Origin of the sequence: Haladaptatus salinisoli (assembly GCF_020614375.1) — an archaeon.
Taxonomy (GTDB): Archaea; Halobacteriota; Halobacteria; order Halobacteriales; family Haladaptataceae; genus Haladaptatus; species Haladaptatus salinisoli.
Genome location: NZ_CP085327.1, coordinates 838497 through 862043, shown reverse-complemented (window position 1 = coordinate 862043; position 23547 = coordinate 838497). Strand labels below are relative to the sequence as shown.

22 protein-coding genes are annotated in these 23547 nt (G+C 64.8%); 6 read left to right on the top strand and 16 right to left on the bottom strand.

What is annotated here, in order from left to right; all coding sequences use genetic code 11:
- Positions 1 to 44: 44 nt before the first annotated feature.
- From LIX00_RS04820 to LIX00_RS04805, 4 genes are all read right to left on the bottom strand, one after another.
- Positions 45 to 1247 carry an acyl-CoA dehydrogenase family protein gene (locus tag LIX00_RS04820; protein ID WP_227355069.1) on the bottom strand — a complete coding sequence of 401 codons (1203 nt, stop codon included), beginning with the start codon at positions 1245 to 1247 and terminating at the stop codon, positions 45 to 47.
- Positions 1247 to 1810 (bottom strand): SCP2 sterol-binding domain-containing protein, encoded by a 564-nt coding sequence (locus LIX00_RS04815; protein WP_227355068.1) that lies wholly within the window; start codon positions 1808 to 1810, stop codon positions 1247 to 1249. Before LIX00_RS04815 ends, LIX00_RS04820 begins: the two co-directional genes overlap by 1 nt.
- A 143-nt stretch (positions 1811 to 1953) precedes the next feature.
- Positions 1954 to 2607: a helix-turn-helix domain-containing protein gene (locus LIX00_RS04810; protein WP_227355067.1), complete on the bottom strand. Its 654-nt coding sequence runs from the start codon at positions 2605 to 2607 to the stop codon at positions 1954 to 1956.
- Positions 2608 to 2673: 66 nt separating this feature from the next.
- Positions 2674 to 3450, bottom strand: coding sequence for an SDR family NAD(P)-dependent oxidoreductase (locus LIX00_RS04805; protein ID WP_227355066.1), 777 nt, complete (start codon positions 3448 to 3450; stop codon positions 2674 to 2676).
- Positions 3451 to 3626: 176 nt separating this feature from the next.
- Between LIX00_RS04805 and LIX00_RS04800 the strand changes: the two genes are divergently transcribed.
- Positions 3627 to 3965: a DsrE family protein gene (locus tag LIX00_RS04800; protein WP_227355065.1), complete on the top strand. Its 339-nt coding sequence runs from the start codon at positions 3627 to 3629 to the stop codon at positions 3963 to 3965.
- A gap of 17 nt (positions 3966 to 3982) precedes the next feature.
- Here LIX00_RS04800 and LIX00_RS04795 read toward each other — a convergent pair whose 3' ends face one another.
- The gene (locus LIX00_RS04795; RefSeq protein WP_227355064.1) at positions 3983 to 5503 is read right to left on the bottom strand and encodes a formate/nitrite transporter family protein; all 1521 of its coding nucleotides are present in this window, start codon (positions 5501 to 5503) and stop codon (positions 3983 to 3985) included.
- 253 nt (positions 5504 to 5756) lie between these two features.
- On the opposite strand from LIX00_RS04795, the gene LIX00_RS04790 reads away from it, so the two are divergent.
- From LIX00_RS04790 to LIX00_RS04780, 3 genes are all read left to right on the top strand, one after another.
- Complete coding sequence (locus tag LIX00_RS04790) at positions 5757 to 7457, top strand: class I adenylate-forming enzyme family protein (protein ID WP_227355063.1); 1701 nt, start codon at positions 5757 to 5759, stop codon at positions 7455 to 7457.
- Positions 7458 to 7640: 183 nt separating this feature from the next.
- Positions 7641 to 8168, top strand: a complete 528-nt coding sequence (locus LIX00_RS04785; protein ID WP_227355062.1) for a hypothetical protein — start codon at positions 7641 to 7643, stop codon at positions 8166 to 8168.
- Between the two features lie 223 nt (positions 8169 to 8391).
- Entirely contained in the window at positions 8392 to 9378 is a 987-nt protein-coding gene (locus LIX00_RS04780; RefSeq protein WP_227355060.1) for a TackOD1 domain-containing metal-binding protein, read from the top strand.
- Between the two features lie 55 nt (positions 9379 to 9433).
- Here LIX00_RS04780 and LIX00_RS04775 read toward each other — a convergent pair whose 3' ends face one another.
- From LIX00_RS04775 to LIX00_RS04745, 7 genes are all read right to left on the bottom strand, one after another.
- Entirely contained in the window at positions 9434 to 10891 is a 1458-nt protein-coding gene (locus LIX00_RS04775; RefSeq protein ID WP_227355058.1) for a hypothetical protein, read from the bottom strand.
- A 122-nt stretch (positions 10892 to 11013) separates the two neighbouring features.
- Entirely contained in the window at positions 11014 to 11667 is a 654-nt protein-coding gene (locus LIX00_RS04770; protein ID WP_227355057.1) for a helix-turn-helix domain-containing protein, read from the bottom strand.
- 190 nt (positions 11668 to 11857) lie between these two features.
- Complete coding sequence (locus tag LIX00_RS04765; protein ID WP_227355055.1) at positions 11858 to 12286, bottom strand: DUF6114 domain-containing protein; 429 nt, start codon at positions 12284 to 12286, stop codon at positions 11858 to 11860.
- A gap of 40 nt (positions 12287 to 12326) precedes the next feature.
- A complete protein-coding gene (locus LIX00_RS04760; protein ID WP_227355054.1) occupies positions 12327 to 12923 on the bottom strand; it encodes a DUF6230 family protein in 597 nt (198 codons plus the stop codon).
- A 226-nt stretch (positions 12924 to 13149) separates the two neighbouring features.
- A complete protein-coding gene (locus LIX00_RS04755; protein ID WP_227355053.1) occupies positions 13150 to 14070 on the bottom strand; it encodes an HpcH/HpaI aldolase/citrate lyase family protein in 921 nt (306 codons plus the stop codon).
- On the bottom strand, positions 14063 to 15091 hold the full coding sequence (aceA, locus tag LIX00_RS04750; RefSeq protein ID WP_227355049.1) for an isocitrate lyase: 1029 nt from the start codon (positions 15089 to 15091) through the stop codon (positions 14063 to 14065). Before aceA ends, LIX00_RS04755 begins: the two co-directional genes overlap by 8 nt.
- Positions 15088 to 15276, bottom strand: coding sequence for a hypothetical protein (locus tag LIX00_RS04745; protein ID WP_227355048.1), 189 nt, complete (start codon positions 15274 to 15276; stop codon positions 15088 to 15090). The genes aceA and LIX00_RS04745 overlap by 4 nt, the downstream gene beginning before the upstream one ends.
- 312 nt (positions 15277 to 15588) lie before the next feature.
- On the opposite strand from LIX00_RS04745, the gene LIX00_RS04740 reads away from it, so the two are divergent.
- Positions 15589 to 18681 (top strand): PAS domain S-box protein, encoded by a 3093-nt coding sequence (locus LIX00_RS04740; RefSeq protein ID WP_227355047.1) that lies wholly within the window; start codon positions 15589 to 15591, stop codon positions 18679 to 18681.
- A gap of 164 nt (positions 18682 to 18845) precedes the next feature.
- Here the strand turns inward: LIX00_RS04740 and LIX00_RS04735 are convergent, their stop codons facing one another.
- Together LIX00_RS04735 and LIX00_RS04730 are read right to left on the bottom strand one after the other, a co-directional pair.
- Positions 18846 to 19496, bottom strand: coding sequence for a dihydrofolate reductase family protein (locus tag LIX00_RS04735; RefSeq protein ID WP_227355046.1), 651 nt, complete (start codon positions 19494 to 19496; stop codon positions 18846 to 18848).
- Positions 19497 to 19629: 133 nt separating this feature from the next.
- Positions 19630 to 20826, bottom strand: a complete 1197-nt coding sequence (locus LIX00_RS04730) for a low temperature requirement protein A (RefSeq protein WP_227355045.1) — start codon at positions 20824 to 20826, stop codon at positions 19630 to 19632.
- 142 nt (positions 20827 to 20968) lie between these two features.
- Here LIX00_RS04730 and LIX00_RS04725 point away from each other — a divergent pair, with 142 nt between their 5' ends.
- On the top strand, positions 20969 to 21814 hold the full coding sequence (locus tag LIX00_RS04725) for a hypothetical protein (RefSeq protein ID WP_227355044.1): 846 nt from the start codon (positions 20969 to 20971) through the stop codon (positions 21812 to 21814).
- Between the two features lie 37 nt (positions 21815 to 21851).
- Here the strand turns inward: LIX00_RS04725 and LIX00_RS04720 are convergent, their stop codons facing one another.
- Both LIX00_RS04720 and LIX00_RS04715 read right to left on the bottom strand, forming a co-directional pair.
- Positions 21852 to 22724, bottom strand: a complete 873-nt coding sequence (locus LIX00_RS04720) for an SDR family oxidoreductase (protein WP_227355043.1) — start codon at positions 22722 to 22724, stop codon at positions 21852 to 21854.
- A 53-nt stretch (positions 22725 to 22777) separates the two neighbouring features.
- Positions 22778 to 23518: a lipase family alpha/beta hydrolase gene (locus LIX00_RS04715; protein WP_227355042.1), complete on the bottom strand. Its 741-nt coding sequence runs from the start codon at positions 23516 to 23518 to the stop codon at positions 22778 to 22780.
- Between the last annotated feature and the right edge of the window lie 29 nt (positions 23519 to 23547).

Genomic DNA, 23547 nt, shown 5'->3' with positions numbered 1-23547 from the left:
GGTCGAGAACCCGAAATCGGGTCCTCGACCCCACCGAACCCCCGTCAGTAGGCGGCCATCCCCGTCAGCTCCTTTCCGACGATGAGTTTCTGAATCTCGGTCGTCCCGTCGGGAATGGGCATCGTCCGCGCGTCGCGGTAGTAGCGTTCGAGGCGATTCTCGGTCTTCAGCCCCTCCCCGCCGTGAATCTGGATGGCGTCGGAGGTCGCGTCGACCGACTTCTCGCAGGCGTACCCCTTGGCGAGCGACGACATCATGCGCGCGTCCGGACTACCCTCTTCGAGCAGCTCGACGACGCGGTGGGCGAGACACCGCGACGTTTCGAGGGCGCACTTGATGTCGTAGAGCTTCTCCTGAATCAGCTGGTGTTGCCCGATGGGCTCGCCGAACGTCTCGCGTTCTTTCGCGTAGGCCAGCGACTCGTCGAACGCCGCCTGCATGATGCCCACCGCCATGAACGCCATGCCGGTTCGCATGAACGAGAACGTCGCGTTGAGCGGCTTCTGGTCGAGGAACAACTGCGTGACGCTCTCGGGGAACGGAACGATGTCCGAGATGTCCTTGCCCTCCATGATGGCGTTCTCGAACATCATGGAGAGGCGGTTGTCCACCGGGACGCGCACGTCGTCCAGGTAGATGTGACCGTTCGGCACCGCCTTCCAGCCCAGCTTGCTAATTCCCTCCGTCTCGAACGGCGCGGTCTCCTGGTCGACGAGGAACATGTCCTGCGAATCGGTGCTCTCGTCGTGGGCGACGACGAGCGCCACGTCGGCGATCTGCGCGTTTCCGACCCACGTCTTCTCCCCGTTTATGACGAACTCGTCGCCCTCCTTTCGCGCCGTCGTCCGCGGGCGGGCGGTGTCGCTTCCGCCCCCCGGTTCGGTCACCGCGAGACAGCCGATGCACTCGCCCGCGTTCAGCTTCGGACGCATCGCGTCCCGCGTGGTCTCGCTCGCGAACTGGGCGAACAGCGACGGAAACGACATGTTCAGCGCGACGTTGAGGCTCGGCCAGACGCGGCTCATCTCCTCGGAGCAGATGGTGTAGCGCCGCAGGTCGCCGAAGTACGACTCCGCGGTCTCGGGGTCGAACCCGACGCCGAGTTCGCGCAGGTCGTCGACGTACTCCAGCAGTTCCGCCCTCGTGAACGGCTCCTTGTCCTGCTCGTCGACGACCGGTTCGACGTTCTCGTCCAAGTACTCGCGCAGTTCCTCGCGGAACGCCCGCTGCTCGTCTGTCAACTGCATTAGCTCGGGATGTTATCGGAGACGGAGTTGATGACCGGCGCGAGGCGCGTTCCCTTGTTGACCGGTCCGTCCATCTCGTACTTCTGTTGCATGAACCCCTGTATCGGGTCGACGTTGCCCGTGACCAGTCCGACGAGCGTGTCGGCCGGGCCGGTGATTTCGAGCATCGGGTCGTCCAGCGTTCCGGCCCCGCCGCGCATCGTCTGCGCGCCCTTGTCCACCTCGAGGTGGCCGTCCATCTGGCAGTCGGTCGCCGAGAAGTTCACGGTGATGTCGTCGTTTATCTGTTCTTGCACCTCCGGCTGTTCCTCGACGAGCACCTCGACGCCGGCCCAGAGGAGCTCCTGGAACTGGTCCGCCGTCTCCGGATTCTCCGAGACGAACTCCGCGGTGTCGAGCGTCTTCATCCGGTCGACGACGCGACCGAACGTCACCGGGTGTTCCCGGACGAGTTCCCGCTCCCGCCCGTCCAGTTGGTCGAGCAGTTCCGGCAGTTCGCGTTCGAGTTCTTCGTCTGACTTTTCCGTCGCGGCTTCGATGCGTTGTATCAGATCGTCGGTCATGGGTGTCACCACTGTGCGACCCGAAACTCCGTCTCGGGTGCTCCGGGCCGTCTTCACCCGATGGTTCGGACGAAACGCCGAAGGGTTTACTTCGTCGCATACACGGGGGTTTTTATACCCGTCAGCCCCCGACGCGACCCCGGTCAGCGGGGCGTTACCTCGGTGAGGATGGTCGATTCGACCTTGCGGAGGAGTTCGCCCACGTTGCTCGGGGAGCAGTCGAGTTCGCTGGCAAGGTCCTCGTGGGTCACGCGACGCGGAACCGAGTAGTAGCCCAGTTCCACCGCCGTCTTCAGTATCTCCTGTTGGCGCTCGGTGAGCACGGAAAAGAGCCGCTCGTTCTGCGGTTTGTAGTCCCCGGTCTGCTCCAACTTCGGGCGGAGCGACGCGGGAAGTTCGGGGATGGCCCGTCGAACCATCTCCTCCTCGCCGACGACCGTGAGTCGGAGGCCGCCGCGGTCGGTGAACTCCAGCGGCGTGTCGACGATGAGTTCGTACTCGCGCGGAATCTCCAGCAGCGTCTCGATGACCTCGTTCGGTTCGAACTGGACGTAGACGTGGACGCTGTCACGCGGCTGCGAGACGTGCGACATCACCACCTCGTCGTGTTCGGCGAGGATGTCCTCGACCACGTCGGCGTCGCCGGACAGCTGATAGATGGTGATCGCCGTCCCGTCGTTGAGCAGCGATATCTCGTGGATGAACTGCCGCGTGAGCGACGGCTCCGACGCGAACGCTTTGTCGACCGGGTGGAGCCCACCGTCGTCGGGGATGAGGACGAACTTGACGTACCGCATATCAATAGATGAGAAGAATAATCTTAAATGTTTTTTCGGTTATATCCAGACAGTTTCGTCGCGGCTTCAGAACGAGAAGAGGTCGACGCCGCCGGTGACGCCGACCACCTGTCCGGTGACGTAGCTCGCCTGCTCGCTGGCGAGGTAGGCGACGAGGTTGGCCACGTCCTCCTCCCGGCCGAGTTGGCGCATCGGCGTCGCCTCCGCGATGCGACCGAAGTACTCGTTGACCTCCTTCAACTGCTCCAGCGGGAGGTCCGCGAGCGCGCCGACGACGATGCTCGGCGCGATGACGTTAGAGGTCACGCCGTGCTGGGCCCCTTCGAGCGCGAGCGTCTTTCCGAACCCGATGAGGGCCGCCTTCGTCGCGGCGTACGACGACTGCCCGTACCCGCCCTGCCAGCCGGCCATCGAACTCATGGTGACGATGCGACCCCACTCGCGCTCGCACATCGCCGGGAACACCTCCTTCGTCACGTTGTACGTCCCGGTGAGGTTGATCTCCATGTCGCGGTCCCAGATGTCGTCGTCGTAATCTTCGAGTTTCGCCTGCGCGTCGACCATGCCCGCGTTGTTGACGAGCACGTCGATTCCGCCGAATTCGTCGCGTATCCCCTCGACGGTCGCCGACACTTCCGCCCTGTCCGTGAGGTCGCACTCGACCGCGACCGCCGCGCCGCCGTCGTCTTCGATGTCGTCGACGACCGACTGCGCCGCGTCCGCGTCCACGTCGAGGACGACGACCTCCGCCCCTTCCGCCGCGAGCGTTTCGCAGTCGACGCTTCCGATTCGTCCGCCGCCGCCCGTGACCAGCGCGGTTCGGCCATCGAGTCCGAAATCCATCTCGTTCGTACCGTCGGAAAGCGGGCGGAAGTCGCTTGTTCGCCGGATGCGCGGCGCTTTATATCGAACGGGGTCCCGTCGGCACCTCTCGACCGCGTTCCGAATCGGTCGGCGACGGCGGTTTCGCGGGCGCAGCCAGCAGTTTTTAGTGCGTTTCGAGCGACCGTCCTCCAGCTATGCAATCCGTAGTCCACCTCATCTCGGGCGACGAGGACGAACGGCAGACCGCGCTCGCCATCGTCGAGAACCTCCTAAACGACGAGAGCGGTGCCATCGACGACGTGGCGGTCGTCGCCCAGTCGAAGGGCATCGAGTCGGTCACCGCCGGGGGAGACGGCGAGGAGCGTGTGCGGTCGCTGTTGGACGAGGGCGTCGCGTTCAAGGCGTGTAGCAACACGCTCGACACGATGGACTTGGAGGAGTCGGACCTCGTCGAGGGCGTCGAAACCGTCCCGGAAGGTGCCGTCGAAGTCACGCGATTGGAAAACGAAGGCTACGCGTATCTGCGTCCGTAGGGGCGGCGTCTCCGTACTCACGGCGTCGACTCCTCGGAGTCGGCGGGCGCGTCCCTCGGCGAGACGGTTCGCGGCTGACCGGTGTGGCGACCGAACAGCCACTCGGACCACGAGAGTTCGAGCTGACGGTAGTTCCGGTTCGGGAACCGTCGCTCGCGCGTCATCCCGTACACCAACAGCGCCACCAGCACGACGCCGCCGACGGTGTTCCCGAGCAGCACGGGGACGAAGAACTGGAAGAACGCGCCCGTCAGCTCCGCGCTTCCGCGGAAGACGAGGTAGAACACCTCGCACGCGCCGATGATGCAGTGGAAGAGTCCCCCGGCGGGGACGAGGAACATGATGACGTAGACGAGGAAGAATCGCGTGATGGTGTCCCGCGCGGCGTGCGTGAGCCAGACCATTCCCGCGACCAGCCACCCCGCGAACACGCCCTTCCAGAAGAGCGCCGACCACTCCACCGAGAGCGCGTGCTCGCCGAACTCGTCTGCGACCGCGCCGACGCCGGGGTCGAAGACGCCGGTCGTCGCCAGCAGGTACGCGCCGACGGCCGCCCCGAGGACGTTCGCGAACAGCACGATTCCCCAGACGCGAAGGAGGATGGGAACGCTGACGATTCGAGTCAGGACGAGCGTGACGGGGGTCAGCGTGTTCTCGGTGTAGAGCTGCGAGCGACCGAGGACGATGAAGACGAACCCGATGGGGTACGCCAAACTGGCGAGGAGGTCCGTGGGGCCTCGCGGGACGGCCGCGGCGATGACCGCTCGCGCGAAAAAGGACAGCGTGATGACCAACCCCGCGGCGAGGCCGTTGAAGAACAGGAGTCGGGCGCTCTGATTCACCTCCTCGTCGGCGGTCGCGGTGATGCGCTGGAATATCTCGTCGGCCGAGAACAGGTCGCGGAGCGCCTGCCCCGCCGCCGGAGCGCCCCGCTCCGAGCGGTCGATGGTGTCGCGGAGTTCGAGGTTATCGCGGCGAACCGACACCTGCATCTCGGCGATGCCGCCCGCGTCCGCCAGCGCCAACAGCAGCGGTTCGAACTCCAGCAGGCCGTCGTAGCGCTCGCCGTTGATGAAGAACGTGGGAGTTCCGTTGACGCCGCTCCGCATTCCGCTCGACAGGTCCTCCTGAATCCGCTCTTCGTGGACGCCCTCCGCCAACTCGCGCTCGAACCGGTCCGTGTCGAGTCCCAACTCCGCGGCGTAGCCCACGAGGTCGTCGCGGTCGAGCGCGCGTTGGTTCTCGTAGAGCAGGTCGTGCATCCGCCAGAACGCGCCCTGCGCCGCGGCGGCCTCGGCGGCCTCGGCGGCCTGCTGCGCGTGAGGGTGGCTCTGTCCCAGCGGGAAGTGGCGGAAGACGAATCGAAGCTGATTGCCGAGGCGGTCTCGAATCCGCTTCAGGACGGGGTACATGTCGCCGCAGGAGGGGCACTCGAAGTCCCCGTACTGGACGAGCGTCACGGCGGCGTCGACCGGCCCCCTGACGTGGTCGCGCTCGCTCACCGGCTCGGTGAGAACCGACAGTTCGGATTTACTCACCGTTCGACCCCCCGGTTCTCCCCCTGTTCACTCATGGTTGACTCCCCCGAGTCGTAATCGCACCGCGGAGCCGCCCCGCGACGCCCGCGGCGTGCAACCCGTACCCCGCGAACGGGGTTAGTTATTCCGCCCGTTCGACGGAAGCGCCGAGAGCGGCGTGCGCGACCGAACGAGGCCGAGCGACGAGCGTCGCCTTCAATGGCTTTCCATGCGGGGCGTATCGACTTAGGCGAAGCTTGAGAGAATCCAACGTATGACACAGTCGGAGATGGGGAAACCGTGGTTCCGGGAGTACCGCGAGTTCGGCATTCCGGAGTCGCTCCGCCCGTATCCGGAGACGCCGGTGCACGAAATCGTCGAAGCGGCCGCGACCGACTATCCGGACGCCGGGGTCGTCCAGCGGGGGCGCACCGTCCCGTACCCCGAACTGCACGACCACGTCGAACGCCTCGCGACCGCGCTTCGGGAGCGCGGCGTCGAGAAGGGGACCCGCGTGGCGACGGTGCTGCCGACGTCCGTCCAGTTCATCGTCACGGAGCACGCCATCACGAGGGCGGGCGGCGTCCACATCCCGAACGACTTCCTCGACGCCGAATCGGACCTGAAGTACCGACTCGAACGGGGGGACCCGCAGGTGCTCGTCGGAAACGCGGAGCACAGCGAACTCCTCTACGACCTGTACGACGAACTCGACATCGAGCACCTCCTGCTCACGGAGATAGACGACTACTCGGCCGACCCCCCGGCACACGACGAGGCTCCGAACGCCGAGTGGCTCGTGGACGTCATCGAGGACACCCCACCGAACCCGCCGGACGTGGAGTTCGACGTGGAGTCGGACGTCCACACCATCCTGTTCACGGGCGGGACGACCGGGCGACCGAAGGGGTGTCTGCTCTCGCACCGCAACGTCCTCGCCAACGCCAAACAGGGGGTGGCGAGCATGTCGCAACTGGCGACGATGCTCCGCGGGAGCGAATCCGCGCTCCTCGCGCTTCCCATCTATCACGCCTACGGCTACTCGGTCGCCCACTCCCTGCTCGATCTGCCGGTCACGGTGTTGCTCGCTCCCGACCCCCGGGACACGAAAGCGATGGTCGACCTCATCGACGAGCGCGAACCGGTGTTGCTGTTCGGCGTGCCGACGCAGTTCATGGACATCGTCGACGAGGAACTCGACACGAGCGTCGTCGGCATCTCCGGGTCGGCACCGCTGGCGAGCGAGACGAAGGAGTCGTTCGAGCGCAGCAGCACCGGCGTCTCGCAGGGGTACGGGCTCTCGGAGATGTCCCCCGTCACGCACTTCGACATCCGCGGCGTGTACGAGATGATGCTCGGCGGCGACCCCGACGACGCGGGCGGTCTCGACCGGCCGACCATCGGCGTTCCGGTGCCCGACACCGAGGTCAAACTGGTCGATATCGACTCCGGCGAGGAGATTCCGATGGAGCGCGCCATCGAGGACGGACTGGAAGGGGAGATGTACCTGAACGGCCCCCAGCGAATGCTCGGCTACCTCGACGCCGAAACCTCGCCGTTCGACGACGACGGGTTCGTGTCCACCGGGGACGTGGTCAAGGTCGACGAGCAGGGTCGATTCTACGTCGTCGACCGCGTCAAGGACATGATTAACGTCTCCGGACTGAAGGTGTACTCCGAGGAGGTGGACGAGATACTGTTCGGCCACGAGGGCGTGCGACGACCGGCGACCGTCGGCGTCCCCGACCCCGACCGACCGGGGAGCGAGCTCGTCAAGGTGTACGTCGAACCCGACCCCGCCTACGACGGCGACCTCACGGCCGACGACATCCGGGAGTTCCTCGCGGACGAGATACCGCGACACGCGCGACCGGAATCGGTCGAGTTCGTCGAGGAGATACCGCTGACGGCCATCGGGAAGACCGACAAGAAGCGACTCAGGGAGCGACACGGCGACGAAGCCGCCGCGGAGTAGGACCCGACGCCCGCTTTGCCGCGGCGACGCAAGCGACGCCGAGGGTCGAACGGAACGGGCGCGAACGACGGGAGCGAGTCGGAGGCGGGTTCGCCGAGTTCCCCGGGCGCGCCGGACCGGGGATAAAAACAGCCGTGCAAACGGTGCGGTAGCTTCATCGAGAACTGTGAACACGTAACAATCATGTCCGTACGACTGCAGACGCGAACCGCCATCTCCAGGGAAGAAGCGCACGCGGCGACGTTGGCGGCGCTCGCCGGGGCGATTCTCGTCGGAATTTTGCTCCAAGTGACGAACAGCAACGTCGGGGTGACGGAGTTCGGACGCCTCGTGGGCGCTAGCTACTCGACCGGGTGGATAGTGTTGCTCGTCGCGAGCGCCGGGTTCGCCCTCGCGTTCGTCGAGTTTCTCTCCCGAACGGTCAACTCGTTCGTCACCCGGGTTATCACCATGTCGAGCCAACAGGAGCACCTCCGAAAGCTCCTGGTGCCGCTCCTCCGACGGTCGGCGCTGACGCTGACCGCGGCCAATCTCGGACTCGCGTACGGACTCGCGCTCGCGGTCGTCTTCCACGCGCTGCTGTTGCCGGTCTGGTTACGGTACGTCGCGAACGTCCCGGTACCGGTTCCGAACGTCGACGTCGGCCTCCTCGTCTGGGTGCTGTACGGCGGGGTTTTGGGCGTCGTCTACGGCCAGATGATGGAGAAGTGACCCGTCGGGTCACGAACGCCGAGACGCGGGGCTTCCGACCGCCGAAACCGCGACCGTCCGGCCCCGCTCGACCGTCGCAGGCACGAGCGGGGATGACCGCGGTTCGTTTCACGCTCTACCGGAACGCTTCGAGGAGTCCTCGTCCGAACCTCAAACATCATTTATAAATTAATGATTATGATTTGAGTGATGGTTAAATAGTCGAACCTTGTTAGTTGACAGCATGGCTTCGCCGGGCACGGTTCGGTTGTTGACCGCCCTCTGGGACGATTCACTCGACGAGATTCGGCCGACGCTCGATACGGAGACGGGAGAGGTCACGTACCCCGACGCGGACGAGCGACTCGACGAACGCGACGGTGAAACCTTCGACGTGCTGGAGACGCTCGCCGAACGGGACCTCCTCTACCGCGAGTTTCAGGAGAAGCAGTACATCTGCCCGCGGTGCGAGACGAAGGGGATGCAGTACACGACGGCGTGTCCCACCTGCGAGTCCCCGCAGACGATTCGGACGGACCGGTACCGGCATCCGGACTGCGGGTACGAGGGAATCCGGGAGCAGTTCGTCGAGGAGGACGGCGTCGCCTGTCCCGAGTGCGAGACGTCGCTGGAATCGCTTCAGCACCTCGAGTCCGACGCCGCGCACGTCTGCGAGGACTGCGAGGCGATATTCGAGACCCCGGAGCACCGACTCCGCTGCCGCGACTGTCGCCTCGTCTTCCCGCCGTTGCAGACCGTCGAGCGGATTCTCTACCGATACTACCTGAGCGACCGGGGGGCCGAGTGGGTCGAAGAGCAGTTGACCGCGCGCCAGTCGATGGCCGAGATATTCGAGGACAGGAAGTTGAAGACGGAGATAGACACCACGGTGACGGACCGAGCGGGCGACGAGGTTCCCGTCCACGTCTACGCGCGAGACGAACTGTTGAACGACCGCGTGATCGCCGCCGTGCACGAACGACCGGACGAGAGCGACGTGGCGGCGCTCCGGTCGATCGCGTCCGACGCTGACGCGCGCGCGACGCTGGTCACCACTTCCGGGACGGTGGTCGGGGAGAACGTCGGAGAGCTCGTCTCCGGTGACGGGATGGCCGTCCTGAGTCTGCGAAACGGCTCCCTCCGACGCGAGTACGAGGTCGCGGAGGGAGCCGAGGCGGGGAACTCGTTCGTCGGACGTATCGCCGACATCTTCAAACCGCAGAACGGCTAGACGAGAGCCGAACGTTCTCGGAAAAATCTAACCGGGCGCCGCCACTTCGCTCACGTCACGCGCCCCTGACGCCGACGAAGCCCGTCGACAGCAGTCCGTCGTCGGTCGTGGTCGTCCCGTCCGTCTCTCCGGTCGTGGTGTTCGTTCCCGTCGTCTCCGTCGCGTTGGACGTCGTCGTATCGAGTAGGTCTATGCCGTCGTCGTCGGTCGTCGTCCCGGCGGTCGTCGCGCCGGTGGTCTCGTCCGAGGAGGTCGTGGTGTCGGGAGTCGTCGTCTCGGTGGCGGTCGCGTCGCCGAGGCCGTCCGTGACGCTCCCCGCCGTATCCTTCACGCCGTCTTTCACGCTGCCGGCCGTCTGCGTAACGCCGTCGGTGGTGTTCCCGACGCCGTTTTTCACTCCGTCGGTCGTGTTCTGGACGCCGTCGGCGACACCGTCCGTGGTGTTCTGAACGCCGTCCTGGACGCCATCGGAAGTGTTTTGGACACCGTCACGTAGCCCGCTCGCCGTTCTCTTGACCCCGTCCGTGACGCCGTCGGTGGTGTTCTCGACGCCCTCTTTCGCCCCGTCGGTCGTGTTCTGAACGCCGTCTTTGACTCCGTCGGTCGTGTCGTCGACGCCGTCGGTGGTGTTCTCGACGCCGTCTTGGACGCCGTCCGTGGTGTCCTTCACCCCGTCCGTGACGCCGCCGGTGGTGTTCTCGACGCCGTCTTTCGCCCCGTCAGTCGTGTCGTTGATGCCGTCTTCCACCCCGTCCGTAACGCCGCCGGTGGTGTTTTCGACCTCGTCCGTGGTGTCGTTGACGCCATCGTTGACGCCGTCCCGCACGTCGTCGGTCGTATTATCGACGCCGTCCGTGACGCCGTCGGTGGTGTTCTCGACGCCATCCCCGGGAACGCTCGTTCGGTTCTCGATGTCGTCGGTCGAGTTCGGAATCGGCGTCCCGGTCCCGTTATCGACGTCGCCCGGAACTCGTTCGGTCGGGTCGGTCGCGTTGCCGCCCGTACCGGGGAGTCCGTCGGTTCCGTTCTGACTTCCGTTCCCGATGAACCGGGAGAGGAGTCGGCGACCGACGTCCTCTGGAACGTCGAAGCTGATCGAGTCCGCCGTCGCCCGCTCGAACAGGAGGTTCGGTCCGCGAACGGTCGCGTTCTCCAACTCCGCCCGCTTGAACGTGAGGTGGACTCCCGGCGTGCCGTCAGAACTGTTCGCCTCCAGACACACCTTCTCCGCGTGGAACCGAGCGATTCGAATCGTTATCGGTGCGTCGCCCGAACTCCCGTTGGAATCGAGGTATCCCGAGACGGCCCCTTCGACTTGCAGATCGCGCGCGCTCTGCCCGTGGGCGGGAAACCGGACGTTTCGGTACGTCACGTCCTGGTAACACCGTAGCTCGCCCGTGAGGGTTTGGTCCGCGGCCGACGGAACCCCGTCGGAGCCAAACGTCGCCGACGCGGGAACGACCGAGGCGAACGCGACACAAAGTACCACGGCGATGGTGATCGAGTGCCCCATGAATTTTCACTGTCAATTATGACTACTGCTAGCATGCACCTTCAGCAGTAAATTAATTCCCTTGTGCATTTCCGGTCATTTATATGCCGACGAGCGTTGTCGCACGTCGCGCCGCGGATAAACTATCCGATGAGCGTCGAAAAGAGGTGTTGCTCGCACTTTCGGAGGTGTTCGTCGACGGTGCTGGGGGCGCACTCGAGTCGTTCCGCGATGTCCGCGTGCGTGACCTGCCGCGGAATCTGATAGTAGCCGAGTTTGACCGCCGTTTCGAGAACTTCGTGCTGTCGGTCGGTCAACTGCGAGAGCAGGTAGCCGGAGTCGGGCGCGTAATCGCCGGTCTGTTCGACTTCGATGTCTATCCACTGTGGCAACGCTCGGAACGCCCGCTGGATCATCTCCTCCTTGCCGACGACCGTCACCAAGATGTCGCCGGAGTCGGTGTACGTGAGCGGCGTGTCGATTATCAGGGCGTACTTCTCGACGATGTGCATGAGCGTCCCGGCCGGTTCGCCGGACTCGACGTAGATGTAGATGTGGAACTGCGATTTCTGTCTGTCGAGGATGTCGTACGCGAGCACCGAGTCGTGGGCGTCCAGTTCCTCGGCGAGCGCGTCAACGTCGCCTCGAAGTCGGTAGAAGAGCACACCGTCCCCGCTGTAGAGGGCGTTGACGTGGATGAGTTCCTCCCGCTGGATGGCGGGGTGTCCCGCGATGAGATCGCCGACTGGATGGATTCCGTCGCCGTCCAGCATCAGCCTGAGGGTGAGATATCTCATCGTCAGTGTTCCTACAACTTTGGAGACGTACATTATTATACGTCTCCTAATCTCGGGCGGGAGACGCCCTGAGACCGCTGAAACCTCTCTTATCGATACTGCCGTTCGGAAGCGGGACGGTTCGCGGGTCGGCGGCGCTTGCGAGTCGTGCTTCGAACGAAAAGCGGGTCGAGTCGGCGAGCGCCGAGCCTCACGTCACCGTCGCCTGCTCGTCGGAAGTCGAGTCGGTCTCTCGGGATTCCGTTTCCCGGGGGTCTTCCCACGCGACGCACATCGCGCCGCCGAGCACGCCGAACATCATCCCGATTCCGAAACCGCCGAGCGCCCCGACGATGGAGGCGATGGAAAGCAGGATGGCGGCGGCCCCGAAGAACTCCGCGAAGTCCGGGCGCAGCAGCGCGAAGATCCCGCAGAGGATGACGAAGATGGCGAACACCAGTCCGGCGAACATGAACATGCTCGGGACGAGCGCGAAGGTGAGCGCCAGTTCGGCGGGGATGATGCCGATGATGAGTCCGCCGAGGAGGACGAACACGCCTCCCCAGAAGGGACGGTCGTGTCGCCACGACGCGAACCGCGAGCGGTACGACCCGAGCTGTGACCCGTACGTTGTGGACATCGTTGGATTCCTCTCGGTTGGTTTTCTCAGCTATCGTTCATCAGGCCGCACATTGATTCGCCGGGAACTTGGTGTCGCTCTCGGGGTTCACCTTGGTCTGCACGTGCGTTCCCTTCAGCGTGATGCTCCGCAGGAACTGGCTCTGGGCGTGAATCTTCCCGTCCTTGATGACGATGGAAGGAGCCGAGAGCGAGATGGCGCTCTTCATGCTCGCCGGGTCGGAGGTTATCTGCTGGTTCTTCATCTGGAGGTTCCCTTCCAGATAGGTGAACTTCTGTGTCAGCCCGGTGAACTTCACCGGTTTGTTCGCCGCGATGAGAACTCTCACCGTGTTCCCGCCGCCGGGCATCTCCTCGGGAATCTTGATGTCCTTGTAGAGTTTCATGTTGTGTATGGTTCCCTTATCTATCTTCGCGACCGCCGACGGGTAGGCCGGACACTCGCTCGAGTTCTCGATGGACGCGTACTGTGTGAATCCTTGCCCCTCTAACTTGTCGAACGTCACCGTGAAGCCGCCGACGCCCGCCGTCGGAACCGCGACGGCGGCACCGCCGGTCATGATTGCGCCGACGACGCCTGTCTGGAGCACGAGCGCTGCGACCATCGTTATCGCGAACTTCCTGGTATCGATTGCCATACCCGGTTTATCACTATTTAATATATTAAGGATTATCGCGGCTAAAACCGGGGATATAAGTGGGCAACGATGTTGAATCAGATTTTTTACTATGAAACAATCCGGTTACTACCAAATACGTTTTATTTTAATAATACCGTACAGGTCGGGGGACGACGCCACCGGAGACGAGCGACGAAACGGAAGGCGGTGAAAAAAGAACGCGACGAAGGGTGACTCGTCGGGGTCAGTACAGGTTCGCCTGTTCGGCCCGCGCGACGATGTTCTGCGCCATCTTGTTCGTGGCTTCGTCCACCATCTCGCCGTCGACGGACACCGCACCGCGACCCTCCGCGGTCGCTCGCTCGTACTCTTCGACGATGCGCCGCGCCTTCTCAGCCTCCGTCTCGCTCGGGGCGAACACCTCGTTCGCCGGTTCGATCTGGCTGGGGTGGATCGCCCACTTGCCGTCACAGCCGACCATGCTGGCGTGGCGGCAGGAGTCGCGGAAGCCCTCGGTGTCCTCTATCTCCGCGAACGGACCGTCCATCACCTGCAAGCCTTCCGCCTTCGCGGCGTGCGCGATGCGAGCGAGTTGGTAATGCCAGTAGTGACCGGGGTAGCCGTCGCCGCTTCCGATGGTGAGACCCGCCGCACCGACGCTGGCCGTGTAGTCCCCCGGACCGAACACCAGCGACTCGATGCGGTCGCTCGCCTTGGCTATCTCGACGACGTTGTTCATCCCCTCGGCGCTCTCTATCTGGGTCTGCAAGCCGATTTCGCCGACCGGGAGGTCGTTGTTGACCTCGACCTGGGCGAGCAGGTTCTCGACGGTGTGGACGGTGCTCGGACCGTGCACCATCGGCACCATGATGGTGTCGACGTACTCGCCGGCCCGACCGACGACTTCGATGACGTCGTCGTACCACCACTCCGTCTCGACCCCGTTCATCCGGAAACAGGGGAGCGTCTCGCTCCAGTCCCCCTCGACGAGGCCCTCGATGACGTTCTCGCGGGCGTCAACCTTCTCGTTCGGTGCCACCGAGTCTTCGAGGTCGAGGAACGCCTCGTCGGCGCCCGAGGACGGCGCTTTCGATATCATCTCGGGGTCGCTTCCGGGCGTCGCCAGCTGACTCCGCCGCAGTTTGACGCCCTCCGTCTCAGTCATCGGTCTCGGACTTGATGGGGTCGGTCTGGTCTTCGCTGTAGCCTTCGGAGCCCTCGATGCGCTCGCGGGCCTCCGGGTCGAACTGGGTCTCGATGTCCTGATACCGACTCACGAACGAGAGTTCGTGGTGCGACTCGGTCGGGTGGTCGAGATACCGCCCTTCGAGGTCGAACTGCGCCTGCTCGTCCGACTCCGACAGCTTCTTGAAGTCCTCGTAGACGCTGTGCGCGCCCGAGTGGAGCGCGAACAGGGTGATGAAGATGTACTTGTAGCCGAGGTCGCCCAACTCCTGGAACGTGAGCGGGTCCTCTTCCTCCGACCACGCGAACGACGACGAGTAGTTGAACGCCAGCTTGAGGTCGGGGTGGGTCTCGTGGATGGTTTCGGCGTACTCGACCGCGTCCTCCCGGCTCGGGTCGGGCATCTCGGGCCAGACGATGTCGACGCCCGCGTCCGCGTAGATGCGACCGCGTTCGAGGTGCTCCTCCCAGTCGCCGTTCGCCGATCCGTACGCGTCGGTTCGGGCGATGATGACCGTGTCGTCCGACTGCTTCGCGTCCACCGCGGCCTCGAACCGGGAGCGAGCTTTCTCGCGCGGGATGATTTGCTTGCCCGCGATGTGGCCGCACCGCTTCGGCGTCGTCTGGTCTTCGATGTGGATGGCGGCGACTCCCGCCTTCTCGTACTCGCGGACGGCGCGGCGGACGTTGTGGACGCCGCCGTAGCCGGTGTCGCAGTCGGCGATAACCGGAAGGTTGGTCGCCTCGACGATGCGCTTCGCGTTCTCGACCATCTCGGTCATCGTCACCATCTCCAAGTCCGGGAAGCCGAACTGTCCCAGCACCGTCGAGTAGCCGCTCATGTACGCGGCGTCGAGGTCGGCCATCTCGGCGAGTCGGGCGTCGAGCGCGTGGTAGAGCCCGGGCGCGAACACGTAATCCTGGCTGTTCAGCATGTCGCGGAACTCTTGTGCGGCGCGGTTCTCGAGGTTCGTCGTGGTAACGTTTTTGTCCGGAATCATCGGTCGTCAGCGGTCGTAGTCTGTAGCGTGGCTTCGATTCGTTCGAGTCGAGTCTGGATCGTCACGAGCTCTCGCTTGAGCGCGTCGACCTCCTCGGTCGAGCGCGGTCGTCCGCCCGTTCGCGAGACGTTCGGAACGGTCGGTCCTTCGACTTCGGTGCGGTCGTATCGAGTCGGCTTTGTCATATCAGTCGGGTCGTCTGTTGTGGTAGCTGAGGGGCTATTCTACCGCGGCGTCGGGGGTGGTCTACGGATACTGGCATTTATTTCACCACATCGGGCTTGACCAGCGTTCGGGATATAAACATTATGATTTATAATGTTAATATTCATTAATGCGTATCTACGCTTGGGTGGGGAATAAGGGCCTTTAATTGATTGTGATTGTCTCCCAATGACGGTTCGCCGACCGGTTCGGGAACGCGGCGCTCGCGGCTATCCAAGGACGACGAGAAAAAGGAGAAAGACCTATGATAATCCATCCGAGAAGAAAGCCTAATGAGTTCCAAGCGGATTACGCTCGCGGAAGCGTTCGCGTCCCTCGAGAACCTCGGGGCACCGGACGAACCGATTACGGCGAGCGAACTCGCGACGGAACTAAACTGCCCTCCGCTCGTCGCCTCCAAGACGCTCGACGAACTCGTCGAGCGAGGCGACGTGAAGACCAAGACGGTCGGCGGTGGGACTCGCGTATGGTGGGTATCGAGCGACCCAGAGTCGTCCAACCACGCTCAGTTCCGCTCGCTAGTCGGAACCGTCGAGGAGTACGCCATCTTCCTCCTCGACCCGGACGGATACGTCGTCACGTGGAACGAGGGCGCGAGGCAGATAAAGGGCTACGACGCCGAAGAAATCGTCGGGAAGCACTTCTCGAAGTTCTACACCGAGGAGGATACCGAGCGCGGCATCCCCCAACGAAATCTCGAACAGGCGCGCGAACACGGTCAAACCGAAGACGAGGGGTGGCGACTCTGCGAGGACGGTTCGCGATTCTGGGCCAACGTCACGATAACCGCCGTCCGCGACGACGACGGGACGCTCACGGGATTCACCAAAGTCACCCGCGATATGACCGAGCGACGGGAGTACGAGCAGCAGCTGCAACAGGAACGCGACCTGATCAAAGAGATACTGAACACGGCACCTGTCTCGCTGTCGGTGCGGGCGGAGGACGGGACGATACTGCACGCGAATCAGCGCGCGCAGCGATTCTTCGGACTCTCCGAGGAGGAGATCAAGGAGGGACCGGAGGACCCGGACGGGTGGGACTTCTACGACGGCGACGGCGAACCCGTCACTCCCGAAAACTCGCCGACCGCTCGCGCTCTGGCGAGCGGGGAGCCGGTGTTCGACGAGGAGATCGCCGTCGAGAAGCCGAACGGCGAGCGCAGGTGGTTCTCCGTGAACGCCGCCCCTGTTTACGACTCGGACGGGAATCTCGAGCGAGTCGTCACCGCCAGCGAGGACGTCACGTACCTGAAAGAGCGCGAGCAGCAGCTCGAAACCGAGCTGAGCGAGATTCTCGGGCGAGTGTCGGACGCGTTCTACGCGCTGGACGAGGAGTGGCGATTCACGCACGTCAACGATCAGGCCGAGGAACTCATGCAGTTGTCCGAGGCGGAGGTGCTGGGGAAGAGTATCTGGGACGTGTTCCCCGACACCGCCGACACCGCGCTCTGGGAGAACTTCCACGAAGCGATGGAGACGCAGGAGTCGACCAGTTTCGAAATATACTACCAGGCGCTCGACACCTGGGTCGAGTTCAACGCGTACCCCTCCGAGACGGGACTGTCGGTCTACTTCCGCGACGTCAGCGAACGCGTCAAATACGAACGGGCCCTCGCGGAATCCGAACGACGCTACCGCACGCTCGCCGAACACTTCCCCAACGGCTCCGTGGTGCTGTTCGACCACGACCTCCGGTACACGCTCGTCGAAGGGACGCTCTCGAATCAACTCGGCATCGAGGGCGAGGAGATGGTCGGGAGCAGAGTCGGCGACGCGCACCCGTCGGAGGTCCGCGCGACGTTCGAGTGCCACTACCGCGCCGCGCTCGACGGCGAGGAGAGCAGTTTCGAGGTCGACTACGGCGACCGCATCCTTCGAGTGCAAGCGATACCGGTTCGTGACGCGGACGGCGAGGTGTTCGCGGGGATGGGGATGTCCCAGGACGTCACCGAACGGGTCGAACAGCGGCGGGCGCTCGAAAAGTCGGAACAACGGTACCGCGTGCTCGCCGAGCACTTTCCGGACGGTGCGGTCGGCCTCTACGACGACGACCTCCGGTTCTCCCTCGTGGAAGGGGCCATCTTCGACGACCTCGAAAGAACCGCCGGTGATCTCGAGGGGCACACCGTCGCGGAGGTGTTCCCCGCCGAAACGTCCGACGCGCTAGAACCCCTCTTCCGGAACGCGCTCGACGGCGAGACGAACTCGATCGAAGTCGAGTTCATCGGTCGTACCTTCGAAATCTGGACGGCGCCCGTGCGGGACGCCGACGGTGAGATATTCGCCGGGTTGAGCTTCGCGCAGGACATCTCCGAACGGGTGGAGCGAGAACGCGAACTCGAACAGTACGAGACCATCATCGAAACCGTAAACGACGGCGTGTACACCGTGGACGAGGACGGCTATTACACGATGGTCAACGAGACGTACGCGAGGATGACGGGCTACTCGCCGGAGGAACTCGTGGGGTCGCACGTTTCGCTCGTCGTCGGGGGCGAGATACGAGAACGGATCAATCGACTCGAACGCGGCCTTCGGAGAGGGGAGCGGGACACCGGCAAGGTCGAGATGGACATCCTCCCCAACGACGGCGAGGCGATTCGAGCCGAGGCGACGTTCGCGCTCCTGCCGTCCGGCGAGCGCGTCGGCGTCGTTCGGGACATCACCGAGCGCAAGGAGCGCGAGCGAAAACTGGACCGGTTCGCGAGCGTCGTCTCCCACGACCTTCGAAATCCGCTGGGAATCGCGCAGGGCTATCTGACGATGGCGCGAGACGAGGGCGACTCGGACGATTTCGACGAGGTGCAGCGGGCGCTCGACAGGATGGAGACCATCATCCGGAACCTGTTGACGATGGCGCGGGAGGGACAGACCGTCACGGAGTCGAATCCGGTGTCCCTCTCGAACGTCGCCGAAAACGCGTGGCGGTACGTGGACACGGCGGAAGCGACCCTCCGCGTCGACGAGACGAGTCGGACGATTCTGGCCGACGAGAACCGACTCCAGACGGCGTTCGAGAATCTGTTTCGGAACGCCGTCGAACACGGACGGGACGACGTCGAGGTCCGCGTCGGACTCCTGACGGACGACGGAGACGGGGCGACCGGAACGTCGCCCGACGGACCCGTCGACGGTCTCTACGTGGAGGACGACGGAAGCGGCATTCCCCCCGAGAAACGGAGCGAAGTGTTCGAGTACGGCTACTCCCCGAGCCACGGAACGGGACTCGGACTCGCCATCGTCCGGGAGATAGTCGAGGCGCACGAGTGGGAGATAACCGTGACCGACTCGGCGAGCGGCGGTGCCCGGTTCGAGATTCGAGGCGTCGAGACGGCCGGCGACGCGACCGACGACCGTCGGTGAGGGAACCGGGTCGAATCGACGGCCGACCCGACCCCGGGATCGGACTCCCTATCGAACACCGGAGGTAGCGGCGGGAGTTCGTCCTCGAAAGCGGTACTCCCCTTCGACGAGGTGGTCGTACGCGACGATGTCGATTCCGGAAGAGCACCGGCGCGTTCGCGCCGCTACTCCGCCGCGTCGTCCAACGCGAACGAGCCGTACTCGACCTCCCCCGCTCGCTCGTATCGGAGCATTTGAACCCCCGTGCTCGACGTCTCGGCGCTCGTCAGTTCGAGGGCCGCCGGAATCGTGCCGTCCTCGAACAACCGCTTCCCGTCCCCCAGAACGAGGGGGAAGACCCAGAGCCAGAACTCGTCGACGAGGTCGTGCGCCAGCAGCGTCTGGATCAGATCGCCGCTCCCCTGCACCGTGATCACGTCCCCGCGCTCCCGCTTGAGATCCTCGACGGCCTCCGCGACGTCGCCCGAGAGGAGCGTCGAATTGTTCCACTCCACCGCGTCGAGGGTCCCGGAGGCGACGTACTTGGGCATGCTGTTCAGTTTCGCCGCCGTGGGGTCGTCGTCGACGTTGGGCCAGTGCGCGGCGAAGATTTCGTACGTCTTCCTGCCGAGCAGCAGCGCGTCGCCCTCGGCGAACTGATCGTCCATGACCTCGCCCATCCGCTCGTCCCAGTAGTCGACCGACCACCCACCGTGTTCGAAGCCGCCGTCGCGATCCTCCTCGGGGCCGCCCGGTGCCTGCATCACGCCGTCGAGCGTCAGGAACGTTCCGACCACGAGTTTTCCGGTCGCTTCGTCTTCGTTCGTCTCACTCATCGTAAGCACTTCAATCGCCGAGTCCGATAAAGACCGTTTCGGCCCCTCGAACCGGTGTCCGTCGAAGTTTCCCCTCCTGTTTGGCGCGGGACTCCCGCCGGCGTGACGGTTCGAAGGACGTCGAACCTCCGGATCAGTCCGAAACGGCCGCGGCCGTCGGCGGTTCGCGGACTCTGAGGTCGAGCCCGATTTGCGCGACGCAGACGAACGCCAACAGCGCGACGAACCCGAGCGGGGGAATTCGACCGCCCGCGACACCGATGGCGAGGACGACGCCCGCCGTTCCGAACCGATAGAGCGACTGCACGCCGCCGGTCGGCCGTCGACCGGCGCACGAGACGGTCGTCCGGTGGAGGAACCCGAGCGAGGAGAGGCAGACCGCGAGCGACCCGGCGAGGAGCCAGCGCTCGGCCATCGGAAGCGGAGCCGCGAGGTCGCCGGTGAACACGCGGAACACGCCGACGCCCGCCGCCGCGATGCCGATCACCAAGGGGAGGTGGACGTAGATCCACTCCCAGTACGCCCGAATCCGCTTCCCTTCGCGGGCCGCTCGAATGGCCGCCTCGTCGTGGTTATCGAAGTATATCCACCAGAGGCTGAACGCGATCGCCGTGCTGAAGACCGCGATCAGCCCCGACGTGACGGTCCACTCCTGCGTCGAGATGCCGGTCACGACGCTCACGATGGTCTCGCCGAGGACGATGATGGTGAACAGGCCGAACCGCTCGGGAATGTGCGTCGGGTCCACGGGTATCTCGACGTGCAGCCTCCCGGCGGTGATCGGCGTCCCGAAATCGATCGCGATTCCCAGCCCCCACAACAGGAATCGGTACGGCGGCGGAACGAACGCCGAAACGAGCCAGACGCCCGCCGCGATGGTGTACCCGGTGCGTATCCGAACGGTGAGCGCGCGAGCTTCCGGGATGTGACGCTGTGCGCGAACGTACTTGAAGATGAGCACGCTCCGGACGAGAACGTACGCGAGCGCGAACCCTCGCGACGTTTCGGCGAGACCGCCGTGGACGTTGACCGCGAGCGCGATGACGCCGAACATCTCGACCGCCGTCAGGAGCCGGTACTCCGCGTCGTCCGTATCGAACCGCGTGGCGTAGAACGTCGACCCCACCCACGCCCACCACACTGGGACGAACAGCGCGACGAACTCGAGCACTCCCATCCAAGTGAGCTGGTCGCGCAGCCCGTGGGCGAGTTCGGCGATTGCGGCGACGAAGACGAGATCGAAGAACAGCTCTAACCAGGTGGCGTGCCGGTCGTCGTCAACCGAACCGGCGGTGCGCAGTTTCGGGGGCCGAAGCCATGCGTCGGGCATCTCTCGATAGAGGTATCGCCGGGCAACGTGATACCGCTGCCGCCGGGTGCGATCGCCGACACGTCGGGTATCTACCACTCTCGCGATTCCGCGGCGGTCGGTTCACAGAAAGCATTTACCGGTTGGTCGAACATGTCAAATCGTGAACCGTCGCGCACTCCTCGCTTCGCTCGGTTCGACCGCCGCCCTCGCCCTCGCGGGATGCGCCTCGACCGGGTCACCCGCGAACGCGACCGATTCTCGGACCGCCGCGAACCGAACCGTCCCCGAATCCTCGGCGGAATCGTCGAACGATTCCGCCGACGCCGAACCCGTCGGCGCGGGCGACGTCGTCTCCGGGGAGCGAGACGACGTCGAACTCGGTTCGCTCTCATTGCAATCCTCGTTCCACCACCAAGTCTCCCTCGCGTGGGATATCGTCGGCCGGTGCGAGGAACTCGTCGTCGTGCTGGACGTCGGCGTCTTGAAGTACGGCGAGGACGTCCGCCGACTCCCCGTCGGCGTCGAAGTCGGCTGCGAGACGAACCCCGCCGGCGACGAGTTCTTCGTCCGCGCGCCGAACCGCCCCGACGCGCAAGTTGGACTTCCGGTTCCGGCCGGGTCGAGCGCGGACGTCGCCGTCGTGTTCGCGGGCGCGGACACCGCGTACCGCTACGCGCTCCCCGACTCCCTCCGGAAGCGAATCGAACACCCTCCCGCCTGGAACGTCGACGTCTCGTTTCCGGAGACGGTTCGGAGCGACGGCGAATTCGACGTCGCGGTCATCGCGGAGAACGCCGGTTCGAGCGAGGGAACGCTCGTCGGCGCCGTCACCCACGACCGTATCTACGACGGATTCTGGAAGTTCGCCGTCGACGTCGCCGCCGGCGAGACGGTCACGGAACCCGTCACCGTCGATTACGTCGGGGGCGATGCGGGCGGCCTCGGCGTGAGCGCGTCCTGGGGACTGGGGACGGCGAACGGGACCGTGACCGTCGTGACAGACTGACGGGACGACGTACGACCGGGCGACCGCGGCCCCGGCCTCACCGCGACCCGCCTCGCTTCCGGAGGAGGCGCTGCACCCACTCGTTCGACACGACCCCGATACCGAACCGCGACGCCGCGTCGCGAATCCGTCCCCGCACCGCGCCGCCGGCGTAGGTTCCGAGGGTCGCGACCGGACCGACCCGGTACGTCGGACGCGGTCGGTCGGCGGTCGCCGCCTTCACGATGGTCTCGGCCACCCGCTCGGGTCGGTTGACGCCCGGTCCACCGCGCTGGACCACGCCGATGGACTCCAGCGCGCGGTACAAATCGGCGTAGGCCGGCGCGTGGTCTATCGACTCGATTTCGTCGAGCGCGCGGTCGTAGAAGTCCGTCGCCACGATACCCGGTTCGACGATAACCACGTCGACGCCCGACCGGGCCGTCTCCTGGCGGAGCGCGTCGGTGACCGATTCGAGCGCGAACTTCGAGCCGGTGTAGACTCCGATTCCCGGGAGGGTGAGCCCCCCGACGCCGGCCGTGACGTTGATTATCGTCCCGTCGCCGCGCTCTCGCATCCGGGGCAGCGCGGCGTGCACGAATCGAAGCGGTCCGAACGTGTTGACGTCGAACTGTTCGACGACCTTCTCCATCGGCACGTCCTCGACCGGGCCGAACTGACCGTACCCCGCGTTGTTCACGAGGCAGTCGAGGCGACCCCGCTCCTCGTACGCGCGCTCCACGGCGGCCCCGACCGACGCGTCGTCGGTGACGTCGAGTTCGACGATGCGACACCCGCGGTCGTCGAGGTCGGCGACGTCGCTCGCATCGCGCGCGGTGGCGTACGCCTCCCAACCGGCGTCGCGGAACGCCAGCGCCGTCGCGCGACCGATGCCGGTCGAACAGCCGGTGACCAGAACCGTTCGTTCCATACGAGTCGTTACACCGCCACCCAGTTAATCGTGGGGCGGTCCGTTCGCTCCGCTCAGTCGAGCAGGCGGTAGTACCGGTCGAACACCGCCCGGTCGTACACGAGTTGGATGTGCTCCTGATAGCCGGTGTTCATGTTTCGCGCCGCGTCGACCGACGAGAACTCGGGGGACGGGAGCCTCGCGTACTCGCTCGGAACGATGAGTTCGTCGGCGCTGCTCCAGAGCGCGGTGTAGTTCACCCCCTCGGCGAGCGTCCCGTCGTTCAATCGTTCTACGAACGTACTCCCGGGAAGCATATCCCTGCCGCCCTCCGTCAGGAGACCGAGGTATGCCGCGTAGGTTCCCTGGTGCGGCGTGCCGAGCGTGACGAGGTCGTCGACGTACCGCGCACCGCCCTGTTTCTCGACGCACCACCGCGAGTCGAGTCCGCCCATCGAGTGGGCGACGATATCCACGCGACTTCCGTGCGCTTCGCTGATGGCCTTCAGGCGCTCGCCCACCGCGTCCGCGTACTCGGCGGGCGAATCGGTGGTCGTCCCGGGAACGTCGCCCAGACTGAGGACGTAGACGTCGTCGGGCGAGTAGCCGACGTCGACCAGATAGCCCCTGACGACGTCCCACCACGGCGTCTCGCCTGTGTCCCCGTACCCGTGGACGAGCAACACCGGTTCGGAACCGGGCGGCGTCTCGGTCGCCGACGCCGCCCCGACGGCCGCGACGCCGAGCGCCGACCCCCCGAGCGCCGATTTTCGGAGGAACGACCGCCGCGTCGACGTGGTTTCGAATCGCGACATACGATGTACGTTATCTTTCGTGATGGACG